Below are 440 nucleotides of genomic sequence, written 5' to 3' on the forward strand. Positions count from 1 at the left end.
TACGTGATCTCGCGCAAGAACGGCTACCACGGTTCGACGATCGCGGGCGGCACGCTCGGCGGCATGGGTTACATGCACGAGCAGATGCCGTCGAAGGTCGAGCACATCGTGCACATCGACCAGCCGTACTTCTTCGGCGAAGCGCAGCCGGGCGAGACGCCCGAAGCGTTCGGCCTCGCGCGTGCGCAGCAGCTCGAAGCGAAGATTCTCGAACTCGGCGCGGAGAACGTCGCGGCGTTCATCGGCGAGCCGTTCCAGGGCGCGGGCGGCGTGATCTTCCCGCCGTCGACGTACTGGCCGGAAATCCAGCGGATCTGCCGCAAGTACGACATCCTGCTGGTCGCCGACGAAGTGATCGGCGGCTTCGGCCGCACCGGCGAGTGGTTCGCCCACCAGCACTTCGGCTTCGAGCCGGACCTGATCACGATGGCGAAGGGCCT

At 66.4% G+C, this 440-nt stretch carries 1 protein-coding gene; it reads left to right on the forward strand.

Annotated features, from left to right (window positions below):
• A partial coding sequence (locus HWX08_RS34165; RefSeq protein ID WP_175807158.1) for an aminotransferase class III-fold pyridoxal phosphate-dependent enzyme occupies window positions 1-440 on the forward strand: 440 nt, incomplete at both ends.

Source organism: Burkholderia metallica, from assembly GCF_902832845.1.
GTDB classification, from domain to species: domain Bacteria; phylum Pseudomonadota; class Gammaproteobacteria; order Burkholderiales; family Burkholderiaceae; genus Burkholderia; species Burkholderia metallica.